The organism is Ruegeria sp., assembly GCF_040830605.1.
GTDB lineage: Bacteria > Pseudomonadota > Alphaproteobacteria > Rhodobacterales > Rhodobacteraceae > Ruegeria.
Genome location: NZ_JBFOMD010000008.1, coordinates 219,552 through 244,694, shown reverse-complemented (window position 1 = coordinate 244,694; position 25,143 = coordinate 219,552). Strand labels below are relative to the sequence as shown.

Annotated in this window: 26 protein-coding genes; 13 read left to right on the top strand and 13 right to left on the bottom strand. The window is 63.8% G+C overall.

Features of this window, described 5'->3' with window-relative positions; translation table 11 throughout:
* Positions 1–8: 8 nt before the first annotated feature.
* A complete protein-coding gene (locus AB3N21_RS12630; protein WP_367935554.1) occupies positions 9–1,457 on the bottom strand; it encodes an MORN repeat-containing protein in 1,449 nt (482 codons plus the stop codon).
* A gap of 157 nt (positions 1,458–1,614) precedes the next feature.
* Here AB3N21_RS12630 and AB3N21_RS12625 point away from each other — a divergent pair, with 157 nt between their 5' ends.
* On the top strand, positions 1,615–3,273 hold the full coding sequence (locus tag AB3N21_RS12625) for an NAD+ synthase (protein ID WP_367935553.1): 1,659 nt from the start codon (positions 1,615–1,617) through the stop codon (positions 3,271–3,273).
* Positions 3,274–3,412: 139 nt separating this feature from the next.
* On the top strand, positions 3,413–4,744 hold the full coding sequence (locus AB3N21_RS12620) for an NAD(P)/FAD-dependent oxidoreductase (protein ID WP_367935552.1): 1,332 nt from the start codon (positions 3,413–3,415) through the stop codon (positions 4,742–4,744).
* A 6-nt stretch (positions 4,745–4,750) separates the two neighbouring features.
* Here the strand turns inward: AB3N21_RS12620 and AB3N21_RS12615 are convergent, their stop codons facing one another.
* Positions 4,751–5,683 (bottom strand): MBL fold metallo-hydrolase, encoded by a 933-nt coding sequence (locus AB3N21_RS12615; RefSeq protein WP_367935551.1) that lies wholly within the window; start codon positions 5,681–5,683, stop codon positions 4,751–4,753.
* A gap of 118 nt (positions 5,684–5,801) precedes the next feature.
* Between AB3N21_RS12615 and AB3N21_RS12610 the strand changes: the two genes are divergently transcribed.
* Positions 5,802–6,230: a DUF1801 domain-containing protein gene (locus AB3N21_RS12610; RefSeq protein WP_367935550.1), complete on the top strand. Its 429-nt coding sequence runs from the start codon at positions 5,802–5,804 to the stop codon at positions 6,228–6,230.
* A 182-nt stretch (positions 6,231–6,412) separates the two neighbouring features.
* Positions 6,413–7,738, top strand: coding sequence for a glutamate--tRNA ligase (gene gltX, locus AB3N21_RS12605; protein ID WP_367935549.1), 1,326 nt, complete (start codon positions 6,413–6,415; stop codon positions 7,736–7,738).
* A 92-nt stretch (positions 7,739–7,830) separates the two neighbouring features.
* Here gltX and AB3N21_RS12600 read toward each other — a convergent pair whose 3' ends face one another.
* Positions 7,831–8,400: a gamma-glutamylcyclotransferase family protein gene (locus tag AB3N21_RS12600; protein WP_367935548.1), complete on the bottom strand. Its 570-nt coding sequence runs from the start codon at positions 8,398–8,400 to the stop codon at positions 7,831–7,833.
* Positions 8,401–8,494: 94 nt separating this feature from the next.
* On the opposite strand from AB3N21_RS12600, the gene AB3N21_RS12595 reads away from it, so the two are divergent.
* The gene (locus AB3N21_RS12595; RefSeq protein ID WP_367935547.1) at positions 8,495–8,941 is read left to right on the top strand and encodes an Rrf2 family transcriptional regulator; all 447 of its coding nucleotides are present in this window, start codon (positions 8,495–8,497) and stop codon (positions 8,939–8,941) included.
* Between the two features lies 1 nt (position 8,942).
* Here the strand turns inward: AB3N21_RS12595 and AB3N21_RS12590 are convergent, their stop codons facing one another.
* Both AB3N21_RS12590 and AB3N21_RS12585 read right to left on the bottom strand, forming a co-directional pair.
* Complete coding sequence (locus tag AB3N21_RS12590) at positions 8,943–11,471, bottom strand: ABC transporter permease (RefSeq protein ID WP_367935546.1); 2,529 nt, start codon at positions 11,469–11,471, stop codon at positions 8,943–8,945.
* Complete coding sequence (locus AB3N21_RS12585; protein WP_171175946.1) at positions 11,468–12,163, bottom strand: ABC transporter ATP-binding protein; 696 nt, start codon at positions 12,161–12,163, stop codon at positions 11,468–11,470. The genes AB3N21_RS12590 and AB3N21_RS12585 overlap by 4 nt, the downstream gene beginning before the upstream one ends.
* A 51-nt stretch (positions 12,164–12,214) precedes the next feature.
* On the opposite strand from AB3N21_RS12585, the gene AB3N21_RS12580 reads away from it, so the two are divergent.
* Complete coding sequence (locus tag AB3N21_RS12580) at positions 12,215–12,850, top strand: arylesterase (protein ID WP_367935545.1); 636 nt, start codon at positions 12,215–12,217, stop codon at positions 12,848–12,850.
* A 13-nt stretch (positions 12,851–12,863) separates the two neighbouring features.
* Entirely contained in the window at positions 12,864–13,481 is a 618-nt protein-coding gene (locus tag AB3N21_RS12575; protein ID WP_367935544.1) for an SOS response-associated peptidase, read from the top strand.
* A 6-nt stretch (positions 13,482–13,487) separates the two neighbouring features.
* Here AB3N21_RS12575 and AB3N21_RS12570 read toward each other — a convergent pair whose 3' ends face one another.
* The 4 genes from AB3N21_RS12570 to AB3N21_RS12555 form a co-directional block, all read right to left on the bottom strand.
* On the bottom strand, positions 13,488–14,024 hold the full coding sequence (locus tag AB3N21_RS12570; RefSeq protein ID WP_367935543.1) for a DUF4329 domain-containing protein: 537 nt from the start codon (positions 14,022–14,024) through the stop codon (positions 13,488–13,490).
* 26 nt (positions 14,025–14,050) lie between these two features.
* A complete protein-coding gene (locus tag AB3N21_RS12565; RefSeq protein ID WP_367935542.1) occupies positions 14,051–14,608 on the bottom strand; it encodes a L,D-transpeptidase in 558 nt (185 codons plus the stop codon).
* Positions 14,609–14,672: 64 nt separating this feature from the next.
* Positions 14,673–15,056 (bottom strand): hypothetical protein, encoded by a 384-nt coding sequence (locus AB3N21_RS12560; protein ID WP_367935541.1) that lies wholly within the window; start codon positions 15,054–15,056, stop codon positions 14,673–14,675.
* A 256-nt stretch (positions 15,057–15,312) separates the two neighbouring features.
* Positions 15,313–15,519 carry a cold-shock protein gene (locus AB3N21_RS12555; RefSeq protein ID WP_171175958.1) on the bottom strand — a complete coding sequence of 69 codons (207 nt, stop codon included), beginning with the start codon at positions 15,517–15,519 and terminating at the stop codon, positions 15,313–15,315.
* Positions 15,520–15,804: 285 nt separating this feature from the next.
* Here AB3N21_RS12555 and AB3N21_RS12550 point away from each other — a divergent pair, with 285 nt between their 5' ends.
* Both AB3N21_RS12550 and AB3N21_RS12545 read left to right on the top strand, forming a co-directional pair.
* Positions 15,805–16,518: a hypothetical protein gene (locus tag AB3N21_RS12550; protein ID WP_367935540.1), complete on the top strand. Its 714-nt coding sequence runs from the start codon at positions 15,805–15,807 to the stop codon at positions 16,516–16,518.
* 35 nt (positions 16,519–16,553) lie between these two features.
* Positions 16,554–17,081 carry a transposase gene (locus AB3N21_RS12545; protein WP_367935539.1) on the top strand — a complete coding sequence of 176 codons (528 nt, stop codon included), beginning with the start codon at positions 16,554–16,556 and terminating at the stop codon, positions 17,079–17,081.
* 89 nt (positions 17,082–17,170) lie between these two features.
* Here the strand turns inward: AB3N21_RS12545 and AB3N21_RS12540 are convergent, their stop codons facing one another.
* Together AB3N21_RS12540 and ettA are read right to left on the bottom strand one after the other, a co-directional pair.
* Positions 17,171–17,602, bottom strand: a complete 432-nt coding sequence (locus AB3N21_RS12540) for a hypothetical protein (RefSeq protein ID WP_367935538.1) — start codon at positions 17,600–17,602, stop codon at positions 17,171–17,173.
* 89 nt (positions 17,603–17,691) lie between these two features.
* On the bottom strand, positions 17,692–19,347 hold the full coding sequence (ettA, locus tag AB3N21_RS12535) for an energy-dependent translational throttle protein EttA (RefSeq protein WP_367935537.1): 1,656 nt from the start codon (positions 19,345–19,347) through the stop codon (positions 17,692–17,694).
* Positions 19,348–19,505: 158 nt separating this feature from the next.
* On the opposite strand from ettA, the gene AB3N21_RS12530 reads away from it, so the two are divergent.
* Positions 19,506–20,825 carry an alpha/beta hydrolase gene (locus AB3N21_RS12530; protein WP_367935536.1) on the top strand — a complete coding sequence of 440 codons (1,320 nt, stop codon included), beginning with the start codon at positions 19,506–19,508 and terminating at the stop codon, positions 20,823–20,825.
* A complete protein-coding gene (locus AB3N21_RS12525) occupies positions 20,825–21,295 on the top strand; it encodes an MOSC domain-containing protein (RefSeq protein ID WP_367935535.1) in 471 nt (156 codons plus the stop codon). The genes AB3N21_RS12530 and AB3N21_RS12525 overlap by 1 nt, the downstream gene beginning before the upstream one ends.
* A gap of 6 nt (positions 21,296–21,301) precedes the next feature.
* Here AB3N21_RS12525 and AB3N21_RS12520 read toward each other — a convergent pair whose 3' ends face one another.
* Positions 21,302–22,363, bottom strand: a complete 1,062-nt coding sequence (locus AB3N21_RS12520) for a peptidoglycan-binding protein (RefSeq protein WP_367935534.1) — start codon at positions 22,361–22,363, stop codon at positions 21,302–21,304.
* A 153-nt stretch (positions 22,364–22,516) separates the two neighbouring features.
* On the opposite strand from AB3N21_RS12520, the gene AB3N21_RS12515 reads away from it, so the two are divergent.
* Together AB3N21_RS12515 and dacB are read left to right on the top strand one after the other, a co-directional pair.
* Positions 22,517–23,116: a nicotinate-nucleotide adenylyltransferase gene (locus AB3N21_RS12515; RefSeq protein WP_367935533.1), complete on the top strand. Its 600-nt coding sequence runs from the start codon at positions 22,517–22,519 to the stop codon at positions 23,114–23,116.
* Positions 23,117–23,194: 78 nt separating this feature from the next.
* Entirely contained in the window at positions 23,195–24,673 is a 1,479-nt protein-coding gene (dacB, locus tag AB3N21_RS12510) for a D-alanyl-D-alanine carboxypeptidase/D-alanyl-D-alanine-endopeptidase (protein ID WP_367935532.1), read from the top strand.
* A gap of 12 nt (positions 24,674–24,685) precedes the next feature.
* On the opposite strand, the gene AB3N21_RS12505 is transcribed toward dacB, so the two are convergent.
* Positions 24,686–25,108: a tellurite resistance TerB family protein gene (locus AB3N21_RS12505; protein ID WP_171175977.1), complete on the bottom strand. Its 423-nt coding sequence runs from the start codon at positions 25,106–25,108 to the stop codon at positions 24,686–24,688.
* Between the last annotated feature and the right edge of the window lie 35 nt (positions 25,109–25,143).

Below are 25,143 nucleotides of genomic sequence, written 5' to 3'. Positions count from 1 at the left end.
GTTCCGCTTCAACCGTCCGACGGCACAGGTTCCGGGGGCTCATCCGTCGCAGCTGGCGCCGTGTCCCCCTTGGTCAGCGCGCCCTTATCCCAGACGCCTTTTTCCTCTTGCCCAGTGGCATAGCGCATGGTGCCTTCACCCTGCCGTTTGCCATCGAGGAAGTTGCCTTCATAGACATCGCCATTGGCATAGGTCGCGGTGCCGTAACCGCTGATCTTGCCTTCGTTCCACTCGCCGGAGTATTTGAAACCGTCGGCCATCACGATCTCGCCCTGACCCTGCCGTTGGCCGCCCACGAATTGACCCGTATAGACTGACCCATCGGGATAGGTCGCCTTGCCTTGTCCTTGCCGCACGCCGTCCTGCCACTCGCCGTCGTAGCGATAGCCGTTGGCGTAGGTCATCACGCCCTTGCCGTGGTTGCGGGCATTCTTGAACTGGCCCTTGTAGACAATGCCGTTGGGATAGGTCGAGGTACCTTCGCCCTCGATCACCCCGGCCACCCAGTCGCCTTCATATGTCGAGCCGTCGGGATAGGTGATCTTGCCCTTGCCGTCGGCCAGATCGCTGCGCAGGTCGCCCACATAGATCGACCCGTCGGGATAGGTGACCTCGCCCAGCCCATCGATCTGACCCGACACCCAGTCGCCGGTATAGAGGTAGCCGTCGGTGCCGATGAAGGTGCCCTTGCCGTGGCGGCGGTCGTCCGAGAACGCGCCTTCGTAAACATCGCCATTGGCATAGGTCACCTTGCCCATGCCCTCGCGCCGTCCGGCCACCAGTTCGCCTTCGTAGACGTCGCCATTGGCCTGGGTCAGCCGCCCGACCCCGTTGATCTGGCCATCGGCCCAGGTGCCCACATAGGCCAGCCCGTCCGGCAGGGTCAACGAGCCCTCGCCGTGGCGCTGCCCGGCCAGGATCTCGCCCTCGTAGATTGCGCCGTCGGGATAGGTGATCTTGCCGCTGCCCTCTTTCTGACCATCCACCCAGTCGCCGTCGTAGACGTAGCCGCCGGGGCTCTGCATCACACCTTTACCGTGATGCTGGGCGTTGCTGAAGCCGCCCTCGTACCGCACGCCATTGGCATAGACGGCGATGCCGGTACCATTGATGACCCCGTCGGACCATTCGCCCTCATAGGTGCCGCCATCGGCAAAGGTGATCTTGCCGACGCCTTCAGGCTTGCCTTTGACAAACTCGCCCTCATAGACCGAGCCGTTCGGGAAACGGGCCACGCCGCGCCCGCGGATCTCTCCTTCGACCCATTCGCCGGTATACTCATAGCCGTTGGGCAGCCGATAGGTGCCGGTGCCATGCTGCAACCCGCCACGAAAAGTGCCCTCGTATATACCGCCAATCTCATCCTCGGTGGTCAGGATCTGCCCCTCTTGCGCAAAGGCGGGTCCTGCAGTCGTCACCAAGGCTGCAACCGTGATCGTTCTATGGATCGTTTTCATGGCTGCCCCTGTCTGCCCTGTTTCAATCAATACTCTGCTCGGCAGCACAAAATTAGGCCACTGCCGGGGGCGGAGCAACGTCTTTTGCCGCATTTGTCTTTTCCTTGGGGCGTGATCTGGTAAATGGCTTGGGGACTGACGAGGGCAAGAGGGCAAAATGGTCGACCGTTTCCGCATCACGCTGGCGCAGCTGAACCCGATTGTCGGCGATCTGGCCGGCAACGCAGGCAAGGCGCGCAAGGCATGGGAACAAGGCCGCGACGCCGGTGCCGATATGGTGGCGCTGCCCGAGATGTTCATCACCGGCTACAACACGCAGGATCTGGTGATGAAACCCGTCTTTCATTCGGTGGCCATCGCTGCGGTTCAGGCGTTGGCGGAAGATTGCGCAGAGGGTCCCGCGCTGGCCATCGGCGGGCCATGGGTCGAAGACGATAGGCTTTACAACGCTTATCTGATTCTCAAGGGTGGCAAGATCGCCAGCAAGGTGCTGAAACATCATCTGCCGAATGAGACGGTGTTCGACGAGGTCCGCATCTTCGACGCGGGGCCTTTGAATGGGCCCTATTCGGTGGGCAACACCCGCGTCGGCAGCCCGATCTGCGAGGACAGCTGGCACGAGGATGTGTCGGAGACGCTGGAAGAGACCGGGGCCGAGTTCCTGCTCATCCCCAACGGCTCGCCCTATTTCCGCAACAAATACGATGTGCGGCTGAACCACATGGTCTCGCGCGTGGTCGAAACCGGCCTGCCGCTGATCTACCTGAACATGGTGGGCGGGCAGGACGATCAGGTGTTCGACGGCGCCACCTTCGGTCTGAACCCGGGCGGAGAACTGGCGTTCCGCATGCCGGTCTTTGACGAGACCGTCACCCATGTCGATCTGGAACGGGGCGACGCGGGCTGGCGCATCGTGCCCGCCGAGATTGTGCCGCAGCCCGATGAGTGGGAACAGGACTATCGCGCCATGGTCGATTCGCTGCGCGACTACTTGGCCAAGACCGGGTTCAGAAAGGTGCTGTTGGGCCTGTCGGGTGGCGTCGACTCGGCATTGGTCGCGACAATTGCGGTGGATGCGCTCGGCGCGGACAACGTGCGTTGCGTGATGCTGCCGTCGGAATATACCAGCCAGTCCTCACTGGACGATGCCGAGGCTGTCGCCAAGGCGCTTGGCGTGCACTACGACTATGTGCCGATCAGCGAAAGCCGCGCGGCGGTGACAAACACGCTGGCGCCGCTGTTCGATGGGCGTGCCGAGGACATCACCGAGGAAAACATCCAGTCCCGCCTGCGCGGACTGCTGCTGATGGCGCTGTCGAACAAGTTCGGTGAGATGTTGCTGACCACCGGCAACAAATCCGAGATCGCGGTAGGCTACGCCACCATCTATGGCGATATGAACGGTGGGTACAATCCGATCAAGGACCTGTACAAAACCCGCGTTTTCGAAACCTGCCGCTGGCGCAACGCCAATCACCGCGACTGGATGATGGGCCCGGCGGGCGAGGTCATCCGCCCCTCGATCATCGACAAACCCCCCAGCGCCGAACTGCGCGAGGACCAGAAAGACAGCGACAGCCTGCCGGATTACCCCGAACTGGATGCGATTCTGGACATTCTGGTGGATCAGGATGGCGCGATCGCCGATTGCGTTGCCGCCGGGTTCGATGAGAGAACCGCCAAACGGGTCGAGCATCTGCTTTACATCAGCGAATACAAACGGTTCCAGTCCGCACCCGGCACGCGCCTGACCCCGCGCGCCTTCTGGCTGGACCGGCGCTATCCCATCGTCAACCGCTGGCGCGATCCCGGCTGAGGCATGTCGTTTGCGAGGTAGGGGATGGCGCAGGTGCCACAATCTGCCGCCAAGCGGGCAGCCGCCGTCAAATTCGCTTTCCACTTCCGGCAAAGAACGACATCAACGCTAGGGAGAGGCAATTGATGGCGAAACAAATATGCCGGGTCCGAAACCGAACCCTGTCGAGTCCGATCTGACCCTGCCCAAGCAGGTGGATGTCGTCGTCATCGGCGGCGGCATCATTGGTACGTCCACCGCGCTGGAGCTGGCCGAGCGGGGCGTATCCGTCCTGCTTTGTGAAAAGGGTGAGATTGGCGCCGAGCAAAGCTCGCGCAACTGGGGCTGGGTCCGGCTGGGCATGCGCGATCCCCGGGAAATCCCGCTGATGGTGGAGGCGATCCGCCTGTGGGAGGGACTCGAGAACCGCATCGGGCGTCAGACTGGTTACACGCAGTCAGGCATCCTGTTTGGCGCCTCCGGCAAGCGATCGCATGGCAATCTGGAACGTTGGGCGCAGCATGTGGACGGGCTTCAGACCGGTACGCGCATGGTCTCGGGCGCCGAAATGGACGCGCTGCTGCCGGGACACGCCATGTCGCTGCCGGGCGCGCTCTACACCCCCAAGGATGGCCGGGCCGAACCGCAATGGGCCGCGCCTGCCATTGCCGAAGGCGCGCGGGATCGCGGCGCCTTCATCATGACCAATTGCGCCGTGCGCAGTGTCGATGTCGAGGCGGGCAGGGTGGTTGGCGTAGTGACCGAGCGCGGTCGGGTGTCCTGCAGTCAGGTGGTGTTGGCCGGCGGCGCCTGGTCGCGGCTCTTTGCGGGCAATGCGGGCATCTTTTTGCCGCAGCTCAAGGTCCTGAACACGGTCATGCGCACCTCGCCGGTCGAGGACGGGCCAGAGTCCGCGCTCTGGTCGGAGCGGTTCGCGATCCGGAAACGCGCCGATGGCGGCTACACCGTCGCCTCTGGAACTGGGAATGTCGTGGATATCGTGCCCGACAGCTTCCGCCTGGCCCGCCGTTTCCTGCCCGCCTTCGTGCAGGAATGGCGCTCGCTCCGGTTCCGGCTGTCTGGCCGCTGGGCCGAGGAGATGCGGCAGGACCGCCACTGGGTGCCGACCGACGTGACCCCGTTCGAACATTGCCGTACACTCGACCCCGAGCCCTCGGCCCGGGTGCTGCGTCAGGCCTGGGCGGATGCGCGCAAGGCATTCCCTGCGCTGGACAAGGCCGAGATCGTGCAAAGCTGGGCGGGCTTGATCGACGTGACTCCGGATGCCATCCCGGTGATCTCGCCGGTCGAGGACCTGCCGGGCCTGCATATCGCCACCGGCTTTTCGGGTCACGGGTTCGGTGTCGGCCCCGGCGCCGGGCGTCTGATGGCCGATCTGGTGACGGGAACGACACCCTGCGCCGATCCCACCGATTTCCGCTTGTCGCGTTTTACTGACGGGACGCGGGTGCGCGCCGACGCAGGCTTTTGACCGGCCTCACCCCATCAACTGGTAGCTCACCGGCACATAGCGGAACCCGTCGTCTCGCGGTTCGACATATCCGGCGGCAGGGAAGGGCATGTGGTAACCGATCATCGGGATCTTGTCGGCGGCCAGCATCCCCAGCACCTTGCGGCGCGAGGCGGCGGCATCCTCGGGTGAGGCGTCAAAGCTGAACGCCCAGTCGGGGCGCGCAAAGCTCCACACATAGTGGTTCGCCAAATCCGCCGTCAGCAGCAACTGCCGCCCGCCGCTTTCCAGCATGAAGCACATATGCCCCGGCGTGTGACCGAAGCTGGCCACCGAAGTCACACCCGGCGCCACGCTGGCGCCGTCATCGATGAACTCCATCTTCTCGGCCAGCGGTGTGACCAGGTTGGCGACCATGTCACCGACGCGGTTACCTGCCTCCATCTTGGACCAGAAATTGTATTCGGCCGAGGCGGTCACATAGCGGGCATTCGGGAATGTTGGCGCCCCATCGGTCATCATTCCGCCGATATGGTCGGGATGCATATGAGTGATCACCACCACGTTGATGGCATCGGGGCTGACCCCTGCCGCATCCAGCGCCTTGCCGATGCCGCCCTGGCCCAGACCGGTGTCGAACAGCACCAGCTCGGCGCCGGTGTCGATCACTGTCGGAGTGAAGTAGAACTGGAGTGTATCGGCAGGAATGAAGTTTTCGGCCGAAACCTGCGCGAATTCCTCGTCCGAGGCGGCGGCCCCGAACATCTCTTTCGGCCCTTCGCGCATGGCGCTGCCGTCCAGCAGGGTGGTCACGGACATGTCGCCCAGCTTGAAGGTATGGGCAATCGGTGCCTCGGCCTTGCCGCCATGGCCAGCGGCCAGGATCGGAGTTGCGGCGGCGGCCAGAGGCAGGGCGGCGGCCCCGCCCAATGCGGCGCGGCGGGTCAGGGTGAGGGTCATGGCTTCTCTCCTTGTTGGACGGCTTTTGAGATGAACTAGGGCGCAGACCGGCCCCGACCATGCGCACCAGCACGCAGCCGCCTGTGCAGCTAGGCGCAGAGCGGCTAGACTGACGGCCATGAGCAACAACAAGACCGTCCCCACCGGCGCCGATGTGGGCGCTTTCATCGACAGCGTCGAATCGGCCAGCAAGGCCGCCGACGCCCGGCAGCTCGATGCGCTGTTCCGTAAGGTGACCGGGTTTCAGCCGCTGATGTGGGGGCCCTCCATCATCGGCTACGGCCAATACCACTACCGCTACAAATCGGGGCGCGAGGGGGATTTCCTGGCCACCGGCTTCTCGCCCCGCAAATCCGCTCATTCGATCTATATCATGCCCGGTTACGCGGATTTCGACGACATCCTGGCCCGGCTCGGCAAACACAAGATCGGCAAATCCTGCCTCTACGTGAACAAGCTGGCCGATATCGACATGGACGTGCTCGCGGATCTCATCCGCGCAGGCCTGAAGGACCTCAACACCTACTGGCCTGTCCAACCAACCTGACCCTTTTCATCTTTACCTGAATACTCCCGCCGGAGGGTGAGGGACGTCGTGGAAACTGTCCGGTGGACAGTTTCAGTCCCGAACGGGCGGAGCCCCGGCCTGCGCCCCTCGGGCGCGTTTCCCGCCATCCGCTGGACAAAACGCCCCCCATGTGACAGAGCACGCGGCAACAGGAGATACCCATGACCACCACCCGTTTTGCCCCGTCGCCCACCGGCTACATTCACGTGGGCAACCTGCGCACCGCGCTGATGAATTACCTTATTGCCCGCAAGGCCGGCGGCAGTTTCATCTTGCGCATCGACGACACCGACCCCGAGCGCTCGAAAGAGGAATATGTCGACGCCATCAAGCAGGATCTGGAGTGGCTGGGCCTGCATTGGGACCGTGTGGAACGGCAATCCGAGCGGCTGGACCGCTATGCCGAGGCCGCCGACAAGTTGCGCGAAATGGGGCGGTTTTATGAGGCGTTCGAGACGCCGACCGAGCTGGACCTCAAGCGCAAGAAACAGCTGAACATGGGCAAGCCGCCGGTCTATGACCGCGCTGCGCTGAACCTGTCCGAAGCCGAAAAGGACGCCCTGCGCGCCGAGCGCGGAGATGGCGTCTGGCGCTTCAAGCTGAACCATGAGCGGATCGAGTGGACTGACGGTATTCTGGGCGACATCTCAATCGATGCGGCCTCGGTATCCGATCCGGTGCTGATCCGGGGTGATGGTCAGGTTCTCTATACGATTGCGTCCGTCGTGGACGACACCGAGATGGGCGTGACCGATGTGGTGCGGGGTTCCGACCACGTGACCAACACCGCGACCCAGATCCAGATCATCGAGGCACTGGGCGGGACCTGCCCACGCTTTGCGCATCATTCGTTGCTGACAGGCCCGCAAGGTGAGGCGCTGTCCAAGCGGTTGGGCACGCTGGCCTTGCGCGACCTGCGTGAGCAGGGAGTCCAGCCGATGGCTCTGCTCAGCCTGATGGCACGGCTGGGCTCGTCCGATCCGGTCGAACTGCGGGCCGAGGTGGCCGAACTGATCGACGGGTTCGATGTCTCCCGGTTTGGCGCAGCCCCGACCAAGTTTGACGTGCAGGACCTGTTCCCGCTGACCGCGAAACATCTGCAATCCCTGCCTTTGGACGCCGTGAGCGGCGCGGTGGCCGAGGCAGGCGTTCCGGAGGAACTGGCTGAACCGTTCTGGCTGATGGCGCGAGAGAACGTCACCACGCTGAATGATCTAAAGGGCTGGTGGGACCTCTGCCGCGACGGCGCTGAGCCGCTGATCGACGAAGAAGACCGTGACTTCATCGCACAGGCGATGGAACTGCTGCCCGAGGGTCCGTTTGACGGCGAAACCTGGGGTACGTGGACCAAGGCGGTGAAAGAGGCCACGGGCCGCAAGGGCAAGGGCCTCTTCATGCCGCTGCGCAAGGCGCTGACCGGCATGGAACGCGGGCCGGAGATGGCCGCGCTGATGCCCCTCCTGCAGGTGATCCGTGCGCGGGGGTGAGGGATACGTGCCCGTTGGGCACGTGCATTCGGCGAGAGTATTTTTTGAAAAGATGAAGAGGGCGGGCTGCGCAAGGGCCTGCCCTTTTTGCGTCAGGCGGGTTCGACGATACTTGCCGCGATGGCGGCGAGGCGATCATCCACCAGCGCGGTTTCTTCCGGCTTGAGTTGCTGGTGTCTTGGGTAGCGGGGTTCGGCCCGGTCGTTGAGGATGGGCGCGTGCCATCCTTCGGTGGTAGTAAAAAAGCGGTCCACCCCGTCTGACCCGAAGGCGCGCAGATAGCCCTGTATCACCACGTCGATATAGCTGAGCAGGATCGGATGCTGACCATTCGGCGCGCCGTTGCGATGATCCGGCACGGCGTAGACGGCGATTTCCACCTCATGGGTCAGCGGATGGCTCACCGCGTCAGTGGCAGGTACCCGGTCATAGGCCCATTCCCGTTCATCCAGCGCCGCCCAGTCGTTTTTTGGTACATGGGCGATCATCCCCTCGATCTCGCAGGTCTCATCCCGGATTGCGGTCAGAAACGCCACCGGGCGCAGGTCGGTGTGTCGCCAGGCGCGCCGCCATCCCTTCAACGTGGCTGGGCGTGGGTCGGGAAAGTCGTGGGTGGCGAGGTTCACCAGGCTGCCGTAGCCAAAGAAATAGGGGTCTGCCATCCGTGCCGCCATCCTTGTTGCAATTGATGTATGTCAAACCGTTTTTTTCACCGGCATGCAATAAGGTCCCATCGTGAAAGTGGAGAGAACGCTCATGCGCATCACCAAAAGGACGAATATCGCGGTCCGCCTTCTGATGTATTGCGCCGCGCATCAGGACCGGTTGGTCACGAAATCCGAGATCGCCGAAGTGTGCAACATTTCGGAAAACCATCTGGCGCAGGTGATCAATCAGTTGAGCCAGCTCAACTACCTCAACACCCAGCGGGGCCGGAACGGGGGGATGTGTCTGGCAAAATCCGCCGAGCAGATCCGCATCGGAGAGGTGTTTCGCCATGTCGAAGGTGGATTGCCGTTGGCCGAGTGTTTTGCGGATGCCGACAACACTTGCCCGCTGACCGAGGCTTGCCGCCTGCGGGTGGCGTTGCAGGATGCAGCTCAGGCCTTCTATGCCTCGCTGGATGAGATCACGCTGGATGCACTGGTCTGCGACAATGCCAGCCTGCTCAGGATATTGCAGCCGGTGGCCTGTACCCGCTAGGTCATTCCCGAGCGCGTAGGATGTGGGCCGGGCGTGCGGCAAGCGGGCGCCAGGCGAAGAGTAACCCGGCGGCGAGCGTCGTGACGATGCCCGCCGTGACGATGCCAAGTGCCGAGGGCCAGATCACCGCAAAGCCGGTTTCCAGCACGTAAGTCGCCACGGCCCAGCCGCCGAGGATGCCTGCGGCCAGCGCCACGATCCCCGCCGCCGCCCCCAGCAGCGCGGCGCGCAGGGCAAAGCTGAGCAGGATGCGGCGGCGCGCGGCGCCCAGCGTTTTCAGGATCGCCGCCTCGTAACTGCGCGCGGCCTCTCCCGCAGCAGCCGCGCCGATCAAGACCAGAAATCCGGTCAGCAGCGACGCCCCCGCGCCGTAAGAGACGGCGGCGGCCAGCCCGGCCAGCACTCCGGACACCCGGTCGATGGCGTCGCGCACGCGAATCGCGGTGATGTTGGGGAACTGGCTGGCCAGATCGCGCAGGATGGCGGCCTCGGCCTGTTCCTCGGCATAGACGGTTGCGATGAAACTGTGCGGCGCGCCCGCCAGCGCGGATGGGTTCATCGACAGGATGAAGCCTATTCCGGCGGTCGAGAAGTCGACCTCGCGGAAGGAGGCGATCTCGGCGGTGATGTCGCGGCCCAGGATGTTGATGGTCAGCGTGTCGCCCAGTTTCAGACCCATCTCTTCGGCCTCTTCGGCGGCAAAGCTGACCAGGGGCGGGCCGGAATATTCCTCGGGCCACCATTTGCCTTCGGTCAGGCGGGTGTTGTCGGGCATGGCGGCGGAATAAGTCACGCCCCGGTCGCCCTGGATGACCCAGTGGTCCCCGGCCACGTCACGGGCGGGTCTGCCGTTGATCTGGGTGATGATGCCGCGCAGCATGGGCGCGCTGTCCACACGGCTGACGGCGGGGTCGGCGTCGAGCCGGGCCGAAAACCCGTCCATCTGGTCTTTCTGGATATCGACGAAGAAATAGGACGGTGCCACATCCGGCAGGTTGCCGGAGATCGCATTGCGCAGATTGCCGTCGATCTGTCCGACGGCCGCCAGCACCGACAGGCCGAGACCCAACGACAGCACGACCGATGCTGCGCCCTCGCGTGGGCCGGAAATCGCGGCCAGCGCCCAGCGGAATGCAGGTCTGCCGCGTGCTCGGGGCGTGCCCACACGGGCCAACCCGCGGATGGCCAAGGCGGAGATGGTGAGCAGAACCAGCGCGCCCGCCAGCCCTCCGGTGGTCCACAGGGTCAGCCGTGCCGATCCGCTGAAATATGCGGCCAAACCGACCAGCAAGAACAGGCCGATGCCTACCGCCAGCAGGTAGCGCGGGCGCGGTAGCAAGCGGGCCGAGGTCAGCGCGTCGCGGAACAGGGTGGCTGCACGCACCTCTTCGGTGCGGGCCAGCGGCCAAAGGGTGAAGAGAAACGCGGTGAGCAGGCCATAGACCGCCGCCTCCGCCAGCGGGCCGGGGTAGAGCGAAAACTCCGCAGGCACCGGCAGGCGCGCTTCGATCAGGGGTGCAAGCAGGACGGGGACAAGGCCGCCCAAGGCAAGGCCGATCAGGATGCCGAGGCCGGACAGGATGCCGATTTGCAGGAAATAGGTCTGAAAGATCGTGGCCCGGTCCGCGCCCAATGTGCGCAGCGTGGCGATGGTGCCGGTCTTGCCCGCCAGATAGGCCCGCACAGCAGCCGAGACGCCGACACCACCCACCGCGAGGCCCGAAAGGCCCACAAGGATCAGAAAGGCGCCGAGGCGCTCCACGAATTCCGCGATCCCCGGCGCACCGTTGCGGGCATCGGTCCAGCGCAGGCCGGAATCGCGAAATCTCTGCCTGGCATCGCGCGCGGTTGCGGCCAGTTCGGTGCCCTCGGGCAGGTCCAGGCGGTATTTGGTAGAGAAGAGCGTGCCGGGGGCCAGCAGGCCGGACTCGGACAGGTCGTCAGTTAGAACCAGCGTGCGGGGGCCAAGGCCGAAGCCATCCGCAGCCCCATCGGGTTCGTGTGTCACGGCGGCCATTAGCACGAAGTCCTGCGTGCCCAGCCGGAATTGCTCACCCGGGGCAAGGCCCAGCCGGTCGATCAGCACCTGCTCCATCACCGCGCCGGGCAATCCGTCACGCCCGGCCAGCGCTTGGTCCAGCGGCATCTCGGGGCCGAGCGCCACCGCACCGATCAGCGGATAGGCGCTGTCCACAGCCTTGACCTGCGTCAGACCGCGCTCGGTCTGGCCATCGCGCTCGACCACGGCCATAGAGCGGAAATCGACGATCTCCGAGACCGCCTGCGCGGTGTCCTCCATCCACGACTGCTCGGCCTCCGAGGCGAAGCGGTAGGTGAATTCCATCTCCGCATCCCCGCCCAGCAGGGCGGCGCCCTCCTGCGCCAGACCGGCCTCGATCGCCGAGCGTACCGAGCCCACGGCGGCGATGGCGGCCACGCCCAGCGCAAGACAGGCGAGGAAAATGCGGAAACCGCCCAAGCCGCCGCGCAACTCGCGCCGGGCAAAGCGGGCGGCCAGGCGCAGGCTCATTCGGCGGCCTCGCGGCTGGTGTTTTCGGCGATGCGGCCATCGCGCAGCCGGATCACCCGGTCGCAGCGGCGGGACAGCTCGTGGCTGTGGGTTACCAGCACCAGCGTCGCGCCGTGCCGGTCGCGCAGACCGAAGAGCAGGTCGATGATCGCCGCGCCATTGGCCTCATCCAGATTGCCGGTGGGTTCATCGGCCAGCAGGATCTGCGGACGCGGGGCCGAGGCGCGGGCCAGCGCCACCCGCTGCTGCTCGCCGCCCGACAACTGCGCCGGATAATGCCCGGCGCGGTGCGAGAGCCCCACGGCCTCCAACTCAGCCTCGGCCCGGGCAAAGGCGTCGCGGTGCCCCGCCAGTTCCAACGGCGTGGCGACATTTTCCAGCGCGGTCATGGTGGGGATCAGATGAAAACTCTGAAACACCACCCCCATATTGTCGCGGCGGAACCGCGCCAGCGTGTCTTCGTCCAGCCGGGTCAGATCCTGCCCCAGTGCGGTGATGGTGCCGCCGGTGGCCTGCTCCAGCCCGCCCATCAGCATCAGCAGCGAGGATTTGCCCGATCCCGACGGCCCGATCAGGCCCAGCGTCTCCCCCCGGTTTACCGTCAGCGAGATGCCGTGCAGGATGTCGACACGCCCGGCATTGCCATCCAGCGACAAAGCGGCATCTTGGAGGGTAAGCACTGGGTCTGACATGGCCGGGTCCTTGGGAAGGGTTGTTCGAATGGATATGGAGCCGATCGCGATATGCGCAAGGTGTTGATCGCGGGCGTTTTCGCCCTGTGCGGCTTTGCGGCAACGGCCGAGCCGGTGGTGATCGCCGCGCTGGGGGATTCGCTGACCCAGGGCTACGGCCTGATCGAGCAGGAGGGGTTCGTGCCCCAGATGCGCGGCTGGCTGGCGGAAAACGGCGCCGAGGTGCGGCTGATCAATGCCGGCGTTTCGGGCGACACCACGGCAGGCGGCGCGGCACGTGTGGGCTGGACCCTGACGCCGGATGTGCAGGGCATGATCGTGGCGCTGGGCGGCAACGACCTGCTGCGCGGGATCGACCCGGCAGTGTCGCGCGCCAATCTGGACCAGATCCTGACCGCTGCCGACACGGCCGGGGTCGAGGTTCTGTTGGTGGGTATGGAGGCACCGGGGAATTACGGCCCCGACTACAAGACAGCCTTTGACACCATGTATCCGGAACTGGCCGACGCACACGGGGCGCTTTACGCCGAGAGTTTCTTTGCCGGGCTCGACGTGGACGGCGATCCGCAGGCAGCGCGCGGCCTGATGCAGTCCGACGGGATACACCCCAATGCCGAGGGCGTGGCGCGGATCGTGGCTGCGCTGGGACCGCATGTTCTGGAACTGGTGGACCGCGCCGCCGAGTGAGAGGGATGAGATTATGCCAGGCCGTTTCTTTCTGACCACGCCGATGACGCAGGTGGCGGAGGCGTTCGGCACACCGGTGGGAGATCTGGCCGAGGAACCGCCACGCCAAAACATCCAGCCGGGGCAGGAAATCGTGTCGCTGACCGCCGATGGCCTGACGCGCATGCGTTGGGGGATGATCCCCGTGGGCCGGGTCAATGCGCGCGGCCGCCCGGTGATGGAGACGATCATCAACGCGCGCTCGGAAACCGTGTTCGACAAATCTGCCTTCGAAGGGGTCGGGCGGGCGGTGATCCCGGTCAACGGCTGGTACGAATGGACCGGAGAGAAGCGCCGCAAGACCGCGTGGCGGATTGCGCCGACCAATGGCGGGCTGCTGCTTTTTGCCGCGATCACCGACTGCTGGCAGGCGCCGGGCGGGACAAGCGTGCACCAGATCGCTGCCGTCACCTGCGAACCCAATGCCGAGGTGCGCCCCATCCATCACCGGATGGGCGTCATTCTGGAACCGGAGGACGTACAGGTCTGGCTTTCAGGAGACGAAGAACAGGCAAAGGCGCTGACCACCCCCTGGCCCGAAGGACGGCTGGCCATCGAAGAGGCTGCGGATGTGGACTGGTCGGCGGCCTAACCACCGTCAGTGCGTGAATTCCAGCGCCTCAAGCTCCTGATACGTATAGCTTTGCGCGATCACCCCATCGTCCCCGGCGTGAAAGCCGGGGTCTTGCGGCAGGCAACCCAACCCGCATAGCTGATAGGTCTCCATCGCCTCGCTGTCGATATACCACAGCCGCCCGCCTGGGGTGGCGACATATCCGTTTACCCCCTCGTTCCGGTCCGCCTCCATGTCGAGAACCGTGGGAAACTCCGCCGGAACCGTGGCGTCATAGGCGCCATGGGTGTGCATCGAGGCAATCGGCGTGAAGCCGTCCGGCAGATCCGGCGGTGTGCACCCGTTGCGGTCGCCCCGCACCATCTCGGTAAAGGCCAGGTGGCCGCTCGGGTCTGTCCCCAGATAGCCGCAATACTCCAGTCCGGCCGCAAATGAGAGATGCTGGATCGGGGCAAAGCGCTCTTTCACCGATGCGACTTGGAAATCCGGCGGGGTGTGCACGGGCTCGGCCAGCGCGGGGCCCGGCAGCAGCACGGTCAGAACTGTCAGGACACGGATCACATCGCCGCTCCGTCTCTGCGGTCCGATCAGAGAACCGTGACGACGGTGCCAATCGGCACCCTTTCGTACAGGTCGACCACATGCTCGTTCAGCATCCGGATGCAGCCGTTTGAGACCGCCCTGCCGATGGTCTGGGGCTGCGTGGTGCCGTGGATGCGGAAATAGGTATCCACCCCATTCTGGAACAGATAGAGCGCACGCGCACCCAGCGGATTGTCCCCGCCGCCCGGCTGCACATAGTCATTGTCGACGAACTTGGAATAGGCCACCGGATCGCGCTCGATCATCTCGTCGGTGGGACGCCAGGTGGGCCATTCCTTCTTGACGTCGATGGTGGCGGTGCCGGTGAATTCGAGCCCCGCCTTGCCGACCCCGCAGCCGTAGCGGACCGCCTTTCGCGGCTCGGTGACGTAATAGAGGTAGAAGGATCGCGGCAGGATCAGCAACTGGCCGGGCAGAAATTGCTTCTTGATCCGAACGAATTGCGGCGTCGGATCATACTCGACGGCTTTCTTCGCAGCGGCCATTTCGGGCAGGACCGTGGCAGCGGCGGTTGCAGCAAGAAATGTGCGGCGCGTAAACATAGACAGACCTCATTCACATACCAAAACCAATAGATTGACAGTTTCCGCAGGTGAGGCGCGCGGGTCAATCCGCCTTGGGCGAATAACTCAAAAGTGATGCAATCAGTGCGGCTGCAAGGGCGCAGGTTGCAATCCAGCCGAAGTACCACGCCTGTCCTGCAAGCGCGTTTTCGGCGAAAGAGGCGGCAAAGCGGATTTTGCCGAAATGCGCGATGCCGAAAGCGACGACTGTGAGGAGGCCGAACCCGACCAACCGCAGCACCCTGGGAACGGCCAGAGCCCATGCTGCCGCAGCCAAAAGAACGCCGATGGGCAGGCCGATCCAGATCACCTTGCCGGCCCACCAGGGATGGGCACCGAGGGATTGCGTCAGCCCGAATGCGTGGGTGAGACCGGCCAGCGCGAGCAGGGCAAATGCGGGCAGGGCGAGGCGAAGAATCCGTGTCATGGCCCCGATTTAGGCGATGACCGGCGGTGCGGAAGAGGTTTGACGGCTTCGTGAACCAGCGCGTGTTTGCAGCTGTTCACGCTGGATTGCCGGAGACAGCAAACGACCCACTAGGCGGAGTTGCATCCGCTCTTTGCCAGTGGGTTAAGTTGTTGAAACGATAGGGGAAACGAGGTCAGCCGGGTGCGACACATACACAGCAGGTAGCAGGCTGGATTAAAAGGAGGGCGGGCAATCTTCCCACCCTCTCAATGGCTTAGGCCAGAGCGATGTCGTCCGCGCTTTCGCGACCGTCGCGGCCCGAACGCAGCTCATAGGTCACTTTCTGATTGTCGGCCAGACCGGTGAGGCCTGCGCGCTCGACGGAAGAGATGTGCACGAACACGTCCTTGCCGCCATCATCGGGCGCGATGAAGCCGTAACCTTTGGTGGTGTTGAACCATTTTACAGTGCCTGAAGGCATTGTGTCGTCTCCTAGATATGTGCTGCCCACGGTATTGCGGCAGCCCGGCGTCGTTGTCTGTATCGATAGACTGAACGCCGGAATCGGAGACAGTAGGTCGAATTAGAAAAACGTAAGCCCCCGGGATATGGCATCCGTCCGGGCATCTGACAAGCTGTTTGTGCCGGTTTGTACTTTGTTTTCAGGGGGCATCGTCCGGTTTGTACATAATTTCGCCGATGTTTTGACGCGGCTTTGGTTATGGAACTAGGCTCGGGTCATTGATCGAAAGTATTGGAGGCTGTGATGATTGTCCGCTGCTTTGGCCTGCTTGCCCTGACCCTTCTGACCGCCTGTGGGAGCCGGATCTACGACCAGTCGAAACCGGGCGAATTCACCGGATCGCTGCTGGTCATGTGGGTCGAGGGCGGCGGTGGCGAACCCGGGGACGGCAAGTTCGTCTATGTGCCGGATCTGGATCGGCAGGGGCGGGCGCTGACGTTCAGGCGGGGCGCACAGACGGACGGGCGGGAGGTACATATCGAAACGATCGAGCCACGGCTGATGTATACCGACGGCGGCAGCGTCCCGCGGCTGGTGCAGCCGGTGAAGGGGCTGAACCCGTGGGGATATGCGCCGGCTTACATGGTGCATGACTGGCTGTTTGCCGCGAACCGATGTGTGAACGCGAAGGACGCCAATACGGACGAGGCGAAGGTGGATGGCGTCACCTTTCGCGAGAGTTTCGAGATCATGGCCGAGATGCTGAAGACGCTGGAGACGCAAAATCCGGTTGCGGGCAGCGACGTGCAGCCAAGCGCGATCACCTGGGCGGTGTCCAGTGGGATTTCCAAGAGGTTATGGGAGGATGACACCTGTCCCGATCCCCGGATTCGTGAGGATCACGAAAAGCAAATCAAGGCGCGGCTGGGGATCGGAGTGGCCGGGCAGCAGAAATCAGTCAGGATTGCAGGTGAGAATGTGCCGCCCGCGCGGGTGGTGCAGGTGATCGAGTTTTAACGGATCCTTAGCCGTGATCATGGTCATGATACCGCATGACCAATTACCGCCGTGTCCGCATTCCCGGAGCCAAATACTTTTTCACCGTATCGTTGGCCGAAAGGTCATCGGACCTGTTAACGCGCGAGGTTGTGCGTTTGCGTGAAGCCTATGCGGTGACGCAACAGGAACGGCCCTTTTGGTGCGATGTCTTTGTCGTGTTGCCTGATCACCTTCACACGGTTTGGACGTTGCCGCCCGATGACACGGATTTTTTGACACGGTGGCGATTGATCAAGACCCGGTTTGTGCGGGCGGTCGGTGGGTTCGGTGAACGCAGTGCATCGAAACATGCCAAGCAGGAGCGTGGGGTGTGGCAACGCAGGTTCTGGGAGCATTGTATCCGCGATGAACGCGATTACCGCAATCACATGGCGTATTGTTGGGGCAATCCGGTCAAACACGGGTTTGTGGACCACCCGTCGGAGTGGCCATATTCGTCGATTCATCGCGACATACGTGCAGGCCGGGTTGATCCGGAATGGAGTGGCGTTCCCACGGAGGGTATGTTTGGGGAGCCGTAGGATGGGTGATTTCACCCATCATTTGGAACGTTGGGGTTGCGGGAGTGGTGCGGGGGAGTGATGGGTGCAAGCACCCATCCTACGCTTGCTCAACGAGATACTCGTTCCAAGAGATAACGGCGCATTTCTGATGGGCTAAGTTTGTTCATCGCCACAACATCAATCGACAGGGCCATCGCGATTGCTGTCGCCGCGCATTTTTTGCCGCGTTCCGGCGCGTCTTCGGAGATGTTTGCAGCGGTCCAAAATACGACCTGACCGCTAGTCATCTCGATGCGGTCGATGTAGCAGTCAATCGGTGAGATTTCCCGGCTCGCAATTAAATCGTCAAGCCCGTTGTGCAGCCCCGGCAAATAGTCAGGATTCACGTGGCGGTCAAAAACATCCTCGCCTATTGCAAAGAGGACAACGGTCTCGCGTTCGACCGCAGGAGACTTCTGGGCTAAAGCATCAAGCAGAGATGCGATGAAGTTCTCGACTTCGCGAGACTTAACAATGCCGCCAACAAATAAGTCGCCCACATTTGTGAGAGCGTCTGCCTTTGCGGTGCTTGCTGAATGAGTCCCAGCAAACACGGTGAAACAAAGTGCAGACGCTATTACCGTTAGCCTCACCGCACAAACTTCTTATGCTTCAACCGCTTGGGCTCCAGCGCGTCGGGGCCCAACCGCCGCTTCTTGTCTTCTTCGTAATCCTCGAAGTTGCCCTCGAACCATTCCACATGGGCGTCGCCCTCGAAGGCCAGGATATGCGTGCAGATGCGGTCGAGGAAGAAGCGGTCGTGCGAGATGACGACGGCGCAGCCTGCGAAGTCGACCAGGGCGTCCTCCAGTGCGCGGAGGGTTTCGACGTCGAGGTCGTTGGTCGGTTCGTCGAGGAGCAGGACGTTGCCGCCTTCTTTCAGCAGCCGGGCCATGTGGACGCGGTTGCGTTCGCCGCCGGAGAGCAGCGAGACCTTCTTTTGCTGGTCGCCGCCCTTGAAGTTGAAGGACGAGCAATAGGCGCGGGAATTGACCTGTGCGTCGCCCAGCTGGATGATCTCGGCGCCGCCGGTGATCGCCTCCCACACGGTGTCGTTGTCCTTGAGGTCGTCGCGGGACTGGTCGACATAGGAGAGTTGCACGGTGTCGCCGTATTCGATGGTGCCGGCGTCGGGCTGTTCCTGGCCGGTGAGCATCTTGAAGAGCGTCGATTTACCGGCGCCGTTGGGGCCGATGACGCCGACGATGCCGCCGGGGGGCAGGGCGAAGTCGAGCTTTTCGATCAGTTGCTTGTCGCCCATGTGCTTGGCGAGGCCCTCGACCTCGATCACCTTGCCGCCGAGACGGGGGCCGTTGGGGATGACGATCTGGGCGCGGGAGATTTTCTCGCGCTCGGACTGGGCGGCCAGTTCGTTATAGGCGTTGATCCGGGCCTTTTGCTTGGCCTGACGGGCCTTTTGGCCCTGCCGCATCCACTCCAGTTCGCGCTGCAGGGTCTTCTGCTTGGACTTGTCCTCGCGCGCTTCCTGTTCGAGGCGCTTGGCCTTTTGTTCCAGCCAGGCTGAGTAGTTGCCTTCGTAGGGAATGCCGCGGCCGCGGTCGAGCTCGAGGATCCAGCCGGTGATGTCATCCAGGAAATAGCGGTCGTGGGTGACGATCAGGATGGTGCCCTTGTAGTCGATCAGGTGCTGTTGCAGCCAGGCGATGGTTTCGGCGTCGAGATGGTTGGTGGGTTCGTCCAGCAGCAGCATGTCGGGCGCTTCGAGCAGCAGTTTGCAGAGCGCCACGCGGCGTTTCTCACCGCCCGAGAGGGTTTCGACATTGGCGTCGTCGGGGGGGCAGCGCAGGGCCTCCATGCTGACGTCGATCTGGCTGTCGAGGTCCCAGAGGTTTTCGGCGTCGATCTGGTCCTGCAGTTGGGCCATTTCCTCGGCGGTTTCATCCGAGTAGTTCATCGCCAGGTCGTTGTAGCGGTCGAGGATGTCCTTCTTGGCCTTGACCCCCAGCATGACGTTTTCGCGCACGGTGAGGCCCGAGTCGAGCTGCGGCTCCTGCGGGAGATAGCCGACCTTGGCGCCTTCGGCGGCCCAGGCCTCACCGGTGAAGTCGGTGTCGAGGCCGGCCATGATCTTCATCAGCGTCGATTTACCGGCGCCGTTGACGCCGACGACGCCGATTTTCACGCCGGGCAGAAAGCTCAGGTGGATGTTTTCAAAGCACTTCTTGCCACCGGGATAGGTCTTGGAGACACCCTGCATGTGGTAGACATATTGATAGGCGGCCATGTTGCGTCCTCTGGGTCGGGGAATTCGGGTTGGGCGGTGTGATAGCGAAGCTTGCAGTCGGGGGCAATCGTCTAGGCTGGCGAGGCATATGTGCAGGTTTGATTTGATTTTTTTCCCCATTTGCGTTGCGCTCGCGGTTCAAGGGAGGTCACGTGCCGATGCTGAGTCGTTTCTCGTTTGCCGGGGTTGCCGCCGCCGTGGCCGTTGCCGGGATGTCTGTTCCCGGGTGCACGACCCGGCCGGACCGGCTGGCCGAGGTGCCCAATATCTACGCCGGCGGGCGCAATTACCTGGCCGAGCGGGTGCCGCCGGTTTACCAGACGGTCACGCCGCAGGTGCTCTATGTCACCGACCGTTCGCAGGATCTGCGCGAGGACGGCGAGGTCGTCTATCTGGCCGAGCGGTCGGACTCGATGTCTTACGGCACGGCGACGGTTGCGTTTCGGGGGGTGGAGAGCTGGGATGCTCTGCTGGCCCAGACCAATGCCGGAATCGGGACCCGGCCGGGGCGGCTGGACGTGGCTTCGTTTTCCGACCGGATCCGGTTCTCCAAGACGCCGCTGGTGTCGGAACGGCGGGACGGGCGGTTGCAGACCGAGGCCAATGCGCAGCGCGAATATGACCTTTATGCCGATCAGTTCCGGGCCGCCATCACCGAGCAGGTGCGCCAGAGCGGGACCGGCAACATCCTGATCTACGTGCATGGGTTCAACAACGGGTTCGAGGACGCGCTGACCACGCTGACCAATGTCTGGCACTATTCCGGGCGGCAATCGATTCCGCTGGCGTTTTCCTGGCCGGCGGGAAACTCGGGCGTGTTCAAGTATTTCAAGGACCGGGAATCGGGTGAGTTCTCGGTGTTCCACTTCAAGGAGCTGCTGGATTTTCTGGCCTCGATTCCCGAGGTCGACCAGATCGACATCGTGGCGCATTCAAGGGGCACGGATGTGGTGACATCGGCGCTGCGCGAGCTGGTCATCCGCGAGCGGGGGCGGGGCAACAAGCCCAAGGTGACGATGAAGACCGGCACGCTGATCCTGGCGGCGCCGGATCTGGATGTGGGCACCGTGCGGCAGCGCCTGATCAGCGAACGCTTTGCGGAGGCGTTCGAGCAGGTCAATGTCTATATCAACCCCAAGGATCAGGCGCTGGCCTATTCGTCATTGCTGACGCAAGAGGCGCGGTTCGGGCGGCTGAACACGTCCGATTTCGCGCCGGGCGAACTGGCCGCGCTGAGCAAGGTGGGTCTGGTGCATTTTATCCGCGTCGAAGGTGTGGGCGGTCTTGGGCATTCTTATTTCCGGGACAATCCCGGCGTGATGTCCGATATCGCGCTGGCGCTGCGCACGCGCGCGTTTCCGGGCGGAACGCTGAGGCCGCTGGACCAGGATCAGGACAATATCTGGCGCCTGCACGGGGACTATCCGCTGGAGCGGCTGCCCGATCTGGCCTTGGAATATCCCGGGGAAGACCGGTAGTGGCAGAGCTGAAGGAGCTGATTGCAGGCTGGGCGCAGGTGGGCCGGGTGGAGTGGATCGGGCTGCGGCCCGAGCGCAGGGCGCAGATGCGGGCAGCGGACAGCGTGCGGGTTGCGGCGGACGGGCTGGACGGCGACCGGGCGCGGGCGGGCAAACGGGCGGTGACGCTGGTGCAGGCCGAGCATCTGGCGGCGATCGGGAGTTATCTGGGGCAGGGGCCGGTGGTGCCGGAGGTGCTGAGGCGGAACATCGTGGTTGGGGGTATCAATCTGGCCGCTTTGAAGGGGCGCGAGGTGCGGGTGGGCGAGGCGGTTTTGCTGCTCACCGTCATTTGCGCGCCGTGCAGCCGGATGGAGGAGGCGCTGGGCGCGGGCGGGTATTCGGCGGTGCGCGGGCATGGCGGCTGGTGCGCCGAAGTGGTGCAGCCGGGGCTTATCCGGATAGGCGATCTGGTCGCGCCGGTGGACTGAGCCGCGCTATTTTTTCCACTTTGCCTTGACGGTGTCGCTGATCGGCCAGACCACTTTACGGTTGTCGAAATGGTGGCATTTGATGCCTTCGCTGTTGCGCTCGGGTATGTATTTGAGGCAGGTCGCAATCGCGGCGATGATCTTGCGGTCGGTACGGGTGGTGACATCTGCCGCGTCGCCGCTTAGATGCCGCGAGACGCGCTTCCAGTCGGCATGTTTGAGCATGTGCTGGACAAACTCGTCCCGCTGCTTGTTCTGCACGAAGGCATCCAGTTCCTCGCGCAGTTTCTTGTTCTTGCGCAGGTAGAGATAGATGTTGCCGCGATCCAGGTGGCTGTTCCAGCCCGCAAACATGGCGCGGGCCTGTCCCTTTTTGTCGCGCAGGCCCGAGACCACGTGGATGGGTACGCCATAGAATGAGGAGACCTCGCGCAGCACGTTGAGAACCTGCTTGTTCACGCCCTGAATCTTGCCGGTCAGCTTGCCGGGCGTGCTGGTCTCTTGCTGTTTGAGTTCGGTGACCTTTTCGCAGACCGCTTTTTTCTGCGTTTGCTTGGTCACGATGCTGGCGATCTTTGGTGCGGCCTTTTCGGGCGGCTCGCCCTTTTTCTCGCTGGACTTGAAGTATTTCTCGTAGAGATCGGTCGCGTAATCCTCGACCTCCTTGAGCAGGGCCGCCCAGCTGTTTTTGTCGAGCGACTGGGTCTTGGCCTCTTTCATCGCGGCGTCCTTGGCCGCCTTGAGCACCTTGGTCTTGGTGTCCTCCTTGATCTTCTGGCCCTTCTTCTCCTCGGCTTTTTTCTCGGCGGCGACTTTCGAAGGGCCGGCGCTGAGTTTCTTGATCGTGGTGCGGCCGGGTTCCACCAGATAGTCGGGCCGGAAGCCGCAGATCTTGAGCTGAAACTGGCCGATTGCCTTGTTGAGCTGCGGTGTGGGGGTGCCGTCGACCTTGAGTTTGCTGAAACCGGCCTTGCCGGCGAAGGGGTTGAGGAGCTGTTGGACGGTGGTCACATCCGCCGCTGAATTTTTGCCTTTCTTGCCCACTGACGCTGAAATTCTTTTAACCATCGGACTATCCTGAAACAAATAAACTTCCGCCCGCGGATCAATTGCGGGACCCTGTGGATTGTACCGGAAACAGTCTGTTTCCGCAATTCGCGGGCAGGATTGACAGTTGCCGCGATGAGGGCGAAGCAGGCGAGACATGCTGCGAGTTATTCAGTGATCCGGAACAAACCTTTGGCGCGGCCCGGGCAGGCCGTGGGGCTGCTGGGCGGGTCGTTCGATCCGCCGCATGGGGGCCATGTGCATATCACCCGCGAGGCGCTGAAAGCGTTCGGGCTGGACCGGGTATGGTGGCTGGTCTCGCCGGGCAATCCGCTGAAGGAGCGCGGCCCGGCGCCGCTGGCGCAGCGGATGGCGGCGGCGCGGGCGGTGATGCGGCATCCACGGGTCGAGGTCACCGATATCGAGGCGCGGCTGGGCACGCGGGCCACGGCGGACACGCTGGCGGCGTTGCGGCGGCTGTATCCCGGCGTGCGGTTCGTCTGGCTGATGGGCGCGGACAATCTGGCGCAGCTGCATCGCTGGCAGAACTGGCGGCAGATCATGGAGAGCGTGCCGGTGGGCGTGCTGGCGCGGCCCGGCGACCGGATCTCGGCCCGGATGTCGCCGGCGGCGCGGGCCTATGCGCCCCACCGGATCGACGGGCAGGCGCGGCATCTGCTGGGCCGCAGCGCCGCGCCCGCCTGGTGTTTCGTCAATGTGCCGATGGTGGATGTCAGCTCGACCCAGATCCGGGCGCGGGGCGGCTGGGCGTGATCCTTGCGGTGAGGGCGGGGGCGAAAAATCTTGCCTCCCCTGCTTGTCTGCCCGCCAAGTCTGGGATTTTATCAGGCTATGGTTGATCGCATTTCAAGACGGTTATTTCTTGCCGGAGCCGGGGCGGCATTGACGCCGGGCATGAGTTGGGCCGATGCGGCAATCAGTTCGCTGAGACCGCGGATGCGGGTGGCCGATCTGACAGGCCCCGAGCGGATCATCCGGGCCGCCGGCCTGAAGGGCGAGGTGGTGTTCGCCGTGGCCGATGCCAAGACCGGAACCCAGCTTGAGGCGGTGGGTGCCGGCGACGGGTTGCCGCCTGCCAGTGTGGCCAAGGCGCTGACCGCGCTTTATGCGCTGGATGTGCTGGGCCCGGAATACCGGTTTGAGACGCGGCTGATCGCGGATGGTCCGGTCGAGAACGGCATACTCAGGGGCGATCTGATCCTGGCCGGCGGCTGCGATCCGGTGCTGGATACCGAGGCGCTGGCTCAGATGGCGGGCAATCTGAAAAAGGCCGGTATCCGCGAGGTGCGCGGGGCGTTCAAGGTCTATGAGGGCGCGCTGCCTTATGTGCGCAGCATCGACCCGACGCAGCCCGATCATCTGGGCTACAGCCCGGCGGTGACCGGGATCGCGCTGAATTTCAACCGGGTGCATTTCGAGTGGAAACGGGGTGCCTCGGGCTATGCGGTGACGATGGATGCGCGCACCGCCAACTACAAGCCGCAGGTGGCGATGGCGAAGATGCAGGTCGTGGACCGGGGCCTGCCGGTCTACACTTATGAGACCGCCGCGCGGCTGGACAAGTGGACCGTGGCGCGCGGCGCGCTGGGCAAGGGCGGGGCGCGCTGGCTGCCGGTGCGCAAGCCGTCGCTCTATATCGGCGATGTGTTCCAGACGCTGGCGCGGGTGAACGGCATCGTTCTGGGCCGGGTGCAGGTGGTGCGGGGCGCGCCGCAAGGCAGCGTGCTGGTGACCCATCGCAGCGAGCCCTTGCGGGATATCCTGCGGGGGATGCTGAAATACTCGACCAACCTGACCGCCGAGATGGTGGGGATGGCGACGACGCGGGCGCGCGGGGTGCGTCCCGACGGGCTGGCGGCCTCGGCCGCCGAGATGAACCGCTGGGCGGCCGGGAAATACGGCATGGCGGGCACCGCGATGGTGGATCATTCGGGGCTGGGCGATGCCTCGCGCATGACGCCGGGCGATCTGGTGCAGGCGCTGGTTCAGGCGCGGCAGGACGGGGCTCTGCGGCCCTTGCTCAAGCCCTTCAGGCTGCGCAACGAAAAGGGCCAGCCGATCAAGGACCATACCATCCGGGTGGACGCCAAGACCGGCACGCTGAACTTCGTCTCGGGGCTGGGCGGGTTCATGACGGCGGCGGGCGGGGCCGAACTGGCCTTTGCCATCTTTACCGCCGATACCGCGCGCCGGGCGACGCTGAGCCGCGCCGAGCGGGAACGGCCCGAGGGCGCGCGGTCATGGAACCGCCGGTCGCGCAAGTTGCAGCAGGCGCTGATCGAGCGCTGGGGGTCGGTCTACGGAAGCTGACTTTTCCGGGGCTCAGACCACATGGCGGGCGCGGGCGCCGCGTTCGATGGCGGCGGCGTGCAGGCGGTCGACGTTCAGCTCATACCGGATTTCTTCCAGCAGGCGCAGCTCGGTCTCGGCCAGGGAGCCGTCGGCGGCGGCGACGTCGCAGGCCAGCGCATAGGCGGTCTCGAACAGGCGTTCCGGCAGGTTGTCGCGGATCAGGCCGAAAAGCGCATCCAGCCCGTCTTCCTGTTCGAACAGGTCGAACACCACCTGGGAGATGCGGTTGATCCGGTCGATGTCGTAGCTGGCGAAGACCGGCAGCATGTTGACGGCGGACTGGATCTTGACCAGTTCGGCGGTGCGGATGTTCTCGTCCGAGGCGGACACCGCCACCATGATCGCCACCAGGCAATCCTGCGGGGTCATCGGGTGGGGGGCTTGCGCGGTCATGTGTCTGTCCTGAATGCGGGTTCTCTGCCGGCGCA

Excerpts from the sequence above, each read along its gene's own strand:
- AB3N21_RS12630 (WP_367935554.1), bottom strand. The coding sequence starts at position 1,457 with ATGAAAACGATCCATAGAACGATCACGGTTGCAGCCTTGGTGACGACT.
- AB3N21_RS12625 (WP_367935553.1), top strand. The coding sequence starts at position 1,615 with ATGGTCGACCGTTTCCGCATCACGCTGGCGCAGCTGAACCCGATTGTC.
- AB3N21_RS12620 (WP_367935552.1), top strand. The coding sequence starts at position 3,413 with ATGCCGGGTCCGAAACCGAACCCTGTCGAGTCCGATCTGACCCTGCCC.
- AB3N21_RS12615 (WP_367935551.1), bottom strand. The coding sequence starts at position 5,683 with ATGACCCTCACCCTGACCCGCCGCGCCGCATTGGGCGGGGCCGCCGCC.
- AB3N21_RS12610 (WP_367935550.1), top strand. The coding sequence starts at position 5,802 with ATGAGCAACAACAAGACCGTCCCCACCGGCGCCGATGTGGGCGCTTTC.
- gltX (WP_367935549.1), top strand. The coding sequence starts at position 6,413 with ATGACCACCACCCGTTTTGCCCCGTCGCCCACCGGCTACATTCACGTG.
- AB3N21_RS12600 (WP_367935548.1), bottom strand. The coding sequence starts at position 8,400 with ATGGCAGACCCCTATTTCTTTGGCTACGGCAGCCTGGTGAACCTCGCC.
- AB3N21_RS12595 (WP_367935547.1), top strand. The coding sequence starts at position 8,495 with ATGCGCATCACCAAAAGGACGAATATCGCGGTCCGCCTTCTGATGTAT.
- AB3N21_RS12590 (WP_367935546.1), bottom strand. The coding sequence starts at position 11,471 with ATGAGCCTGCGCCTGGCCGCCCGCTTTGCCCGGCGCGAGTTGCGCGGC.
- AB3N21_RS12585 (WP_171175946.1), bottom strand. The coding sequence starts at position 12,163 with ATGTCAGACCCAGTGCTTACCCTCCAAGATGCCGCTTTGTCGCTGGAT.
- AB3N21_RS12580 (WP_367935545.1), top strand. The coding sequence starts at position 12,215 with ATGCGCAAGGTGTTGATCGCGGGCGTTTTCGCCCTGTGCGGCTTTGCG.
- AB3N21_RS12575 (WP_367935544.1), top strand. The coding sequence starts at position 12,864 with ATGCCAGGCCGTTTCTTTCTGACCACGCCGATGACGCAGGTGGCGGAG.
- AB3N21_RS12565 (WP_367935542.1), bottom strand. The coding sequence starts at position 14,608 with ATGTTTACGCGCCGCACATTTCTTGCTGCAACCGCCGCTGCCACGGTC.
- AB3N21_RS12560 (WP_367935541.1), bottom strand. The coding sequence starts at position 15,056 with ATGACACGGATTCTTCGCCTCGCCCTGCCCGCATTTGCCCTGCTCGCG.
- AB3N21_RS12555 (WP_171175958.1), bottom strand. The coding sequence starts at position 15,519 with ATGCCTTCAGGCACTGTAAAATGGTTCAACACCACCAAAGGTTACGGC.
- AB3N21_RS12550 (WP_367935540.1), top strand. The coding sequence starts at position 15,805 with ATGATTGTCCGCTGCTTTGGCCTGCTTGCCCTGACCCTTCTGACCGCC.
- AB3N21_RS12545 (WP_367935539.1), top strand. The coding sequence starts at position 16,554 with ATGACCAATTACCGCCGTGTCCGCATTCCCGGAGCCAAATACTTTTTC.
- ettA (WP_367935537.1), bottom strand. The coding sequence starts at position 19,347 with ATGGCCGCCTATCAATATGTCTACCACATGCAGGGTGTCTCCAAGACC.
- AB3N21_RS12530 (WP_367935536.1), top strand. The coding sequence starts at position 19,506 with ATGCTGAGTCGTTTCTCGTTTGCCGGGGTTGCCGCCGCCGTGGCCGTT.
- AB3N21_RS12520 (WP_367935534.1), bottom strand. The coding sequence starts at position 22,363 with ATGGTTAAAAGAATTTCAGCGTCAGTGGGCAAGAAAGGCAAAAATTCA.
- dacB (WP_367935532.1), top strand. The coding sequence starts at position 23,195 with ATGGTTGATCGCATTTCAAGACGGTTATTTCTTGCCGGAGCCGGGGCG.
- AB3N21_RS12505 (WP_171175977.1), bottom strand. The coding sequence starts at position 25,108 with ATGACCGCGCAAGCCCCCCACCCGATGACCCCGCAGGATTGCCTGGTG.